The organism is Agromyces chromiiresistens (assembly GCF_029167465.1).
Classification (GTDB): Bacteria; Actinomycetota; Actinomycetes; order Actinomycetales; family Microbacteriaceae; genus Agromyces; species Agromyces chromiiresistens.
The window spans coordinates 362,309-371,067 of the sequence record NZ_JARFNL010000006.1; the positions used below are offsets into that span (position 1 = coordinate 362,309).

Annotated in this window: 7 protein-coding genes; 6 read left to right on the plus strand and 1 reads right to left on the minus strand. The window is 70.7% G+C overall.

All coding sequences use genetic code 11. The features are described from left to right. Positions 1-471: 471 nt before the first annotated feature. The gene (locus tag PX701_RS16940; RefSeq protein ID WP_255679931.1) at positions 472-1,044 is read right to left on the minus strand and encodes a TetR/AcrR family transcriptional regulator; all 573 of its coding nucleotides are present in this window, start codon (positions 1,042-1,044) and stop codon (positions 472-474) included. A 225-nt stretch (positions 1,045-1,269) separates the two neighbouring features. On the opposite strand from PX701_RS16940, the gene PX701_RS16945 reads away from it, so the two are divergent. The 6 genes from PX701_RS16945 to PX701_RS16970 all read left to right on the plus strand — a co-directional run bounded on the left by PX701_RS16945 (position 1,270) and on the right by PX701_RS16970 (position 8,656). Continuing rightward, the gene (locus PX701_RS16945; protein WP_476692289.1) at positions 1,270-2,913 is read left to right on the plus strand and encodes a CocE/NonD family hydrolase; all 1,644 of its coding nucleotides are present in this window, start codon (positions 1,270-1,272) and stop codon (positions 2,911-2,913) included. After that, positions 2,910-3,389: a DUF3237 domain-containing protein gene (locus PX701_RS16950; RefSeq protein ID WP_275506959.1), complete on the plus strand. Its 480-nt coding sequence runs from the start codon at positions 2,910-2,912 to the stop codon at positions 3,387-3,389. Before PX701_RS16945 ends, PX701_RS16950 begins: the two co-directional genes overlap by 4 nt. A 56-nt stretch (positions 3,390-3,445) precedes the next feature. After that, entirely contained in the window at positions 3,446-5,095 is a 1,650-nt protein-coding gene (locus PX701_RS16955) for an ABC transporter substrate-binding protein (RefSeq protein WP_275506960.1), read from the plus strand. 65 nt (positions 5,096-5,160) lie between these two features. Continuing rightward, positions 5,161-6,114, plus strand: a complete 954-nt coding sequence (locus PX701_RS16960; protein WP_275506961.1) for an ABC transporter permease — start codon at positions 5,161-5,163, stop codon at positions 6,112-6,114. Beyond that, positions 6,111-6,974, plus strand: coding sequence for an ABC transporter permease (locus tag PX701_RS16965; protein WP_275506962.1), 864 nt, complete (start codon positions 6,111-6,113; stop codon positions 6,972-6,974). The genes PX701_RS16960 and PX701_RS16965 overlap by 4 nt, the downstream gene beginning before the upstream one ends. Beyond that, positions 6,971-8,656 (plus strand): ABC transporter ATP-binding protein, encoded by a 1,686-nt coding sequence (locus PX701_RS16970; RefSeq protein WP_275506963.1) that lies wholly within the window; start codon positions 6,971-6,973, stop codon positions 8,654-8,656. The genes PX701_RS16965 and PX701_RS16970 overlap by 4 nt, the downstream gene beginning before the upstream one ends. Positions 8,657-8,759 lie beyond the last annotated feature (103 nt).

Consider the following 8,759-nt stretch of genomic DNA (forward strand, 5'->3'; position numbering starts at 1 on the left):
TCCTTTGGCTCTCGCAGATGTATATCGTTGCCATCGCCGTCCAGGGAGCTCGCGCGGAGGGTGAGCCGATCCGTGTGCGGGAGTCCATCCGGTTCGCATTTGGGCGATCGATTGGGTTGCTGTACGCGACGGTCCCGCCGTTGATCTCGCTCGCCCTCGGGGCTCTCGGAGTGTGCTGGGAGTGGAGGTCGCATCTTTGTCCACCCTCTGGATGGGTGTTCTCGTTCTGGCCATTCTCAGGTGGATCGCGTTCGCCAGCCGACGGGTCGTCTGGTACTGGCGATGGGCGGTGCGTGTGCCACCGCTGCGCTCGGGCTGCTGATCATTCTGTTGAGGATCTTCCTCAAGTGATCAGCGACCGCAACCGAGTGTCGGCAGGACGTCCGCAGTCCGAACTGATCAAGCCCGAGGAGCGGCGCACAATTGCATGGACGTCGCGGCGGTGCGCATTGGGCGTGTATGCGCCCAACCTCAGAGCGCGGCGAGAAGCGCTTCGGCGGCCGCGCGGGAGCGCGCGGCGCGCGTGGGGTCGGCGTCGAAATCGCCGAGAAACACCGAGCCGAGTGCGCAGGTCAACACGCCGTACGCCGCGGTCGTGCAGGTATCCGGCGATGCATCGGGATGGTCTGAGGCGACGAGGTCGGCGAGCTGCACCCGCGTGGCTGTATAGGCGCTGGTGAGCACCTGCGCGATTTCGGGGTCCGTGCGTGAGAGCTGTACGAACCCCAGCACGACCGCGTTCTCGCGGTCGGGTGAGTTGAACGCCGGGCCGAAGAGGTAGTCGAGCGCCGACTCGAGGTCGGACGTGCCGGCGGGCAGTATCGTGCCGACCTCGCCGGTCTGGTCGGCGAAGAGTGCGGTCGCTGTGTCGAGCAGGAGCTTGTCGCGGTTGCCGACGAAGTGGCGCACGTGGCCGCGCGACATGCCGGTCGCGGTGGCGATGCGGTCGAGCGTCGTGCCGTGGATGCCGTGCTCGGCGATGGTCGCCATGGTCGCGTCGAGGATCTGCTCGCGGCGCTCGGCGGCGACGGAGGGTCGTGCCATCGGCGGGTTTCTCCTCTCCTGCGATGCGGATGCCTCGCACTCGACTCTGCCGAGTGTAGCGGTTCTGCGATTCTTGTCTAGTCAGACTTGACTATTTAGACCCACGTCCGTAACGTGACCGTCACCGCGTCGCAGGACGCCCCGTCTCGAAGGAGTGACATGCCCGACATCCAGCGCATCCCCCCGGCGCCCGAGAGCCCGCTCTCGGTCCCCGCCCGGATCCGAATGCGCGACGGGGTGCTGCTCGCCGGCGACGTCTACCTTCCCGGCGCACCCGATGCCGCCGACACTGCACCCGGCGACACCATCCTGATCCGACTGCCGTACGACAAGTCCGGCGTCTACTGCTTCATCCCGCAGGTCGCCGAGTACCTCACCGGACACGGCTACCGGGTCGTCGCGCAGGACGTGCGCGGCAAGTTCCGGTCCGAGGGCGATGCGCTGCTCTTCGTGAACGAGGTCGACGACGGCTACGACACGATCGAGTGGATCACCTGTCAGCCGTGGTCGAACGGCCGCGTCGCGATGTGGGGCGACAGCTACTACGGCTACACGCAGTGGGCCGCCGCCGCGAGCGGGCACCCGGCGCTCAAGGCCATCGCCCCGCGCGTCACGGGCACCGGCCTTGGCGAGCCCGTGCACCGCGACCCCTCGCGACGCACGCGCGCGGTCGAGTGGGGGGTCACCTACATGTACCCGCTCACGCAGTTCTTCGACAACGACATGCTGCAGTGGGAGCCCGACTGGTCGCGCCGCGACTTCGCCGCCCAGGCCGAGGAGTTCATGAGCCAGGTCGGCGCGCGCGGGCTGAGCTACGACCAGTGGTACCCGAACCCCGTCCTGCTCAGGCGCTTCCCGAACGGCGACCCGTTCGCCGGGCGCTCGGTGCCCTCGCTGCACACGATCGGCTGGTGGGACAACTGCGCACCGCTCTCGTGGGCCGACGTCGAGCGGATCTCGCAGCGCCCGAACTGGGACGCGCACCACTACCTGCGCATCGAGTCGATCGACCACGAGAGCTACCAGCTGCACGAGGCCGACGGCGACCGGGTCGCCGATCGCAGCGACGCGCAGATCCGCGACNGGGTCGCCGATCGCAGCGACGCGCAGATCCGCGACCTGCTGCCGCGCACGCTCGACCCGGCGCTCGCGTTCTTCGAGGTCTTCGTGCGCGGCAACGGGGCGGCGGCCGAGCTGCCGCGCGTGACCTGGAGCCTCGCGGGCACCGGGGAGATGCGCGAGAGCCCGGTCTGGCCGCCCGAGGGTGCGCGTCGCGTCAGCCGGTACGCGACGGGCGACGGATGCCTCGCCGCCGCGCCCGCCCCGACCGAGTCGGTGCTCAGGTGGACTCACGACCCGGACGACCTCGTGCCCTCGAGTGTGCCCGATGCGTTCTCGTTCCTGCTCTTCGCCCCCGACGAGGCGGAGCTCGGCGACCGCGCCGACGTGCTGCGTTTCGAGTCGGACGAGGCCGTGGCCGACGTCGACCTCGCGGGCCCGGTCTCGGCGCGGCTCCGCATCGCGTCCGACGGCCCCGTCATGGACTGCTTCGTGCGGGTGCTCGACGTCGCACCCGACCGCACCGCGCTCCGCATCGCACGCGGCCAGGTGCAGCTGCTGGAGGCGAACGACGCCGACCCCGCGGTCATCGAGATCGACCTCGGCCAGGTCGGGTACCGGCTGCGGGCGGGGCACCGGTTACGTGTTCACGTCTCGAGCAGCGACTACCCCGAGTTCCTGCCGCAGACCGGCACGGGTGCCGATCCGTGGACGTGGGGGGCGACCCGCCCGAACACCCAGTCGCTCGTCGTCGGCGGAGCCGACGGATTCCAACTGCACTTCACCGTCCTCGAAGGAGAACTGCCGTGAACCCCATCGCTCCCACGTCGTGGCCGAACCTCGAGTACGTCTTCGAGATCCGCGCCACGATCGACCCCGACTTCCACATCGGCCGCGGCCCCGACGAGCAGCTCTCCTTCACGCCCGTCTCGGGCGGCAGCGTCACCGGGCCGCGGCTGAACGGCGAGGTGCTCGCCGGTGGCGGCGACTGGGCGGTCGAACGATTCGGCACCGCCCAGCTCGAGGCCCGCTACCTGATCCGCGCCGACGACGGCGCGGTGATCGACATCCTCAACCGCGGGTACTTCCGGGCGACCCCCGAGGTGCTCGAGCGGATGGACCGTGGCGAGCACGTGCCCGAGGACGACCCGGGCCTCTACTTCCGCACGGCGCCGGTCTTCCAGACCGACGCGCCCCAGCACCGCTGGCTCGCCGAGCACCAGTTTCTCGGCATCGCCCGCGACGAGGACGGCCAGGTCTGCATCCGCGTCTTCCTGCTCGCCTGAACACCGGCGGCGTCATCCCCATCACCCTCGCATCACCGACCGAACGGACCCCCACCATGAACCGACCCCGACTCGCGGCAGGCGCCGTCGCCTGCGCCGCGTTGCTCGCCCTGACCGCATGCACCCCGCGTGACGGCACCGATGTCGACGGAGACACCGGCGAGCTCACGATCGTCGACTCGCTGCCCGCCGGCACGAAGGCCGTCGACGAGGTCACGTGGGCGATCGCCGAGGGCGAGCCCGCGACCCTGAACCCGGCCGCCTCGGCGAACCTCATCATCCCGAACCTCTGCGACAACCTGCTCTCGCTGCAGCCCGACTTCTCGATCGAGCCGGGCATCGCGACGAGCGCGGAGTTCGTCGACCCGGTGACCTTCGTCATCGAGCTGCGCGACGACGTGACGTTCTGGGACGGCAGCCCCGTGACCGCTGACGACGTGGTCTACAGCCTCCAGCAGGGCACGAACCCCGAGTCGCAGTGGTACGGCGCCTTCGCGCTCGTCGTGCCCGACCCCGCCACGGGTATCGTCGCGACCGGCCCGAACGAGGTCACCGTGCACTTCGTCGCGCCCGACTCGACCTTCCGCGACGCGCTCGCCGGCCAGGCCGGCGCCGTCATGCAGAAGGCCTTCGGCGAGGCGGCGGGCGATGCGCTCGGCACGCCCGACGGCGGCCTCATGTGCACGGGTCCGTACGAGCTCGCCGCCGGCGGCTGGAAGCCCGGCAGCGAGATCACGACGACCGCGAACGCGGACTACTGGAACGGCGCACCCCTCGTCAAGACGCTCAAGTACACCTTCGTCAACGACGGGTCGACGCTCGCGACCGCCCTCACCCAGGGCGAGATCGACGGGGCCATCAACGTTTCGCCGAGCTCGCGAGCGGTCTTCGAGGGCGACGGCGCCGGCACGCTCACGATCGGCCACTCGACCGCGTCGTACAGCTTCGGCCCGACGACCGCCACGGGTCCGGCGGCGAACCCGAAGATCCGCCAGGCGCTGAGCCTCGCGATCGACCGCGACCAGTACCTGCAGACGGTCGTGAACGGCCTCGGCTACGTGCAGAAGACCCTCGTGCCCGAGTTCTCGTTCCAGTCGATGGCGGAGGCCGACGTCTACCAGGCCGGCTACGACGAACTCGCCGCACCCGAAGTCGACCTCGAGCAGGCGAAGCAGCTCGTCGCCGACAGCGGCGAGGACGTGAGCGAGCCGCTCGTTGTCGCGGTGCCCGCCGGCGCCAAGGAGTTCGAGCAGACCGCGACGATCATGCAGGCCGCGGGCGAGAAGATCGGCCTCGACCTCGAGATCGACGAGATGCAGGCCTCCGACTTCGGTGCGCTGTTCTACGACCCGACCAAGCGCGAGGGCGTCGACTTCGTCGCCACCCAGGGGTACCTCGAGACCCCGGGCGTGCTCGGCTACCCGTCGCTGTTCGTGCTCCCCGCCGAACAGGGCGGCATCTTCAACTGGAGCGGCTACGACGACGGCGAGGCGACTGCGCACATGATGGCCGCGCGCAACGCGACCGACGCGGAGGCGGCCGCGAACGAGTTCGTCGCCGCGCAGGCCGTCTATGCGCCCGACCAGCTGCAGGTCACGCTCGCGGGCACGTACCAGCTCACCTACCTGAACGACGACCTCACGGGCGTCACCACGTCGGTCGCCGCGTACAGCAGCCCCTGGGCGCTGCACCTCGGCGGCCAGTAGGCCGGCCGGCGCTTGCGCATGCGGGGCTGCGTCCGCGAACAGAGCACGAAGAGAGGAACGGTGCGGTGAACACCCTGACCCGGATGCTGCTGGGGCGGCTCGGCGGCCTGCTGCTGACGCTCTTCCTCGCGAGCATCGTCATCTACTCGGCGGTGCTGCTCACCGGAGACCCGATCGCGGCGCTCGCCGGGGGCGCGAAGCCGACGCCCGAGCTCATCGCCGAGATCCGGGCCGAGTACCACCTCGACGACCCGGTCTGGCAGCGGTACTGGGAGTGGCTCACGGGCGCGATCCAGGGCGACTTCGGGCGGTCGTTCGTCTACAAGACGGCGGTGACGACGCTCGTGGCGCCGCGGTTCGCCATCACCCTCCAGCTCGTGCTGCTGACGGTCGTGCTGATCCTCGTGTTCGGCGTGGGCTCCGGCATCCTGGCCGCGACCAGGGGCCGCGCGGTCGACGGTGCCGTGGCGACGGCGACGTCGCTGGGAATGGCGCTGCCGACGTTCGTCGTCGCGATCCTGCTGATCTGGGTCTTCGCGAAGAGCCTCGGCTGGTTCCCCGTGTACGGCGAGGGCGAGGGGGCCTGGGATCGCCTGTGGCACCTCGTGCTGCCGGCGATCTCGCTCGCGGTGCTGTTCATCGCCTACATCAGCCGGGTCACCCGCAGCGCGCTCGTCGCACAGCTCCACTCGGAGCACGTCGACACGGCGAGGGTGCGCGGTATCCCGCGTCGCCGGGTGTTCGGGGCGCACGTTTTCCGCAACGCGTCGCCGCAGATTCTCGCGATCGCGGGCACGACGATCGCCGGGCTCTTCGCGGCGTCCGCGATCGCCGAGGTGGCCTTCGGGCTCGGCGGCATCGGGTCGCTCCTCGTGCAGGCGGCGGCCCGCGCCGACCTGCCGGTCGTGCAGATCGTGTCGCTCCTGCTCGTGACGGTCTTCGTCGTGCTGAACGCGGTCGCCGACCTCGTGAGCGCGCTCATCGACCCGTCGAGCGTCGAAGGAGGTGCCCTCGCATGAGCGTCGCGCAGATCGCACAGGCGGCCGTGCCCGCCGCCGCCCGTCGCGCGGCGAAGCGCGACTGGACGTTCGTCGTCGCGCTCGCCGTGCTCGGGGTCGTCGTCATCGTCGCGCTCGCCGGCCCGTGGCTCGCGCCCTACGACCCGTACGAACTCTACGTCGGCCCGGTCAACGGGGCGCCGAGCGCCGAACACCTCTTCGGCACCGACGACCTCGGCCGCGACATCCTCTCGCGGGTGCTCGTCGGCGCCGGGGCGAGCGTGTTCGCGCCCGTGGTCGTGGTGCTGCTCTCGACTCTCCTCGGCGTGGCGCTCGCGCTCGCCGCGGCGTGGTTCGGCGGGTGGGTGTCGGGCGGCATCGCGCGTCTCGTCGACGTCATCTTCGCGATCCCCGGCCTCGTGATCGCGGTGCTCGCGGTGACGCTGTTCGGCAAAGGGCTCGTCGCCCCGGTCGTCGCGCTCGCGATCGCCTACGTCCCCGTCGTCGCCCGGCTGACCCATACCGCCGCCTCTCGCGAGCTCGGCAAGCCGTACATCGCGGCGCTCCGGGTGCAGGGCGTCTCGAGTCTCGCGATCTGCTTCCGCCACCTCGTGCCTGCGATGATCCCGATAGTCGCCGCGCAGATGGCGGTGGGCTTCGGGTACGCGATGCTCGACCTCGCCGCGATCTCGTTCCTGGGCCTCGGGCAGCAACCGCCCGCGCCCGACTGGGGATCGATGATCTCGAGCGGCCAGGCGAGCATCCTCGCGGGCGCCCCCGAGCAGTCCGTCTTCCCGGCGATCCTCGTCGTCGTCACCGTCCTCGCCGTCGGCATCGTCGGCGCGCGCGTCACCGTCTGGGCCGAGGAGAAGGAACGATGAACGCATCCGTGCTCGAGATCGAGGGTCTCGACGTGTTCGCGCCAGGCGCCGACGGGCCCCGTCAGCTCGTCTTCGGCAGCACGCTCGCGGTCGGACGCGGCGAGGCGGTCGGCCTCGTCGGCGAATCCGGCTCGGGCAAGACCCTCACCGTGCGCGCCGTCGCGGGCCTCCTGCCCGACGGGTTCACCACGAACGGCACGATCCGCGTCGACGGGCACGATCTCGGTGCGATGGGTACGCGCGCGCTGCGCGACCTGCGCGCCCGCCGTCTCGGCATGGTGTTCCAGACGCCGCGGGCGCACCTGAACCCGCTCCGCACGATCGGCGACTTCATGACCGAGGCGCTCGTGCACGTCGCCGACGTGAAGCCGGAGGCCGCCGCGAAGCGCGCAATGGACCTCCTCGACGAGGTCGGCATCACCGATCCCGCCCGGCGCATGCGGCAGCATCCCGCCGAGTTGTCGGGCGGCCTGCTGCAGCGCGTCATGATCGCCGCGACGCTCGCGATGGACCCCGACCTCCTGCTCGCCGACGAGATCACGACGGCGCTCGACGTGACCACGCAGGAGGAGGTCATGGCCGTCATCGCCGACCTGCGCGCCCATCGCGAGCTCTCGCTGCTGTTCATCACGCACGACCTCGCGCTCGCCGGGGCCGTCTGCGACCGGGTGAACGTCATGCAGCACGGGCGCATCGTCGAGACGCTGCGCGCCGCGACCATGCGGCAGGACGCGCGGGGGGACTACACGAGGGTGCTCATGTCGGCGTCGCTCGACGAGGCGCCCCCGATCGAGGCGGATGCCCCGGCGTCGCACCCGATGATGACGCTGGCGAACCTCCGCAAGGCGTACCAGCTGCGCGGTGCGAACGGCCGCCGGGAGACCCTCGTCGCCGTCGACGACGTGTCGATGGAGCTCGCACCAGGCGGCTCGCTCGGCATCGTGGGCGAGTCGGGGTCGGGCAAGTCGACCACCGCGCGCCTGCTGCTCGGGCTCGAGCGCGCCGACGGCGGCACGATCACGGTCGACGGCGAGGACTGGAGCGTGCCCGCGCGCCGCGGCGCCGAACGACGGCGCCGCGCGAAGATCGCGCAGATGGTGTTCCAGGACCCGTACCAGTCGCTCGACCGCCGCCAGACGGTGCGGCAGTGCCTCGTCGAGGCGGTGCGGGTACACCGACCGCGCGACGCGAAGGTCGCCGTCGAGGCCCGCGTCGCCGAGCTCATGTCGCAGGTGCGGCTCGACAAGAGCCTGCTCGACAGTCGGCCGCGCGCCCTCTCGGGCGGGCAGCGGCAGCGCGTCGCGATCGCCCGTGCGCTCGCGGCCGACCCCGTGCTGCTCGTGCTCGACGAGGCGGTGTCGGCGCTCGACGTGACGACGCAGGTCGAGATCCTGACGCTCCTCGACTCGATCCGTCGCGAGACGGGCGTCGCGCTGCTCATGATCACACACGACCTCACGGTCATCCGGCGCCTGTGCGACCAGGTCGTGGTCATGCGGCAGGGGCGCATCGAGGAGCGCGGCACCGCCGCGCAGATCCTCGACGATCCCTCGGCCGAGTACACCCGACTGCTGCTCGACTCGATCCCGCGCGAGGGCTGGACGCCCAGACGGCGCAGACTGGGTCGTACGCAGTCACTGCCGACCGTCACGCGCTCGAGCGCCATGGTCCCCGACGCCTGATCCCGCCTGATCCCCGAACGAAGGGAGCCACCACACCCATGTCGACCTCGCTGATGGAACCCGCCTTCGAGTACTGCTTCGAGCTGCGCTGCCAGGTCGACGA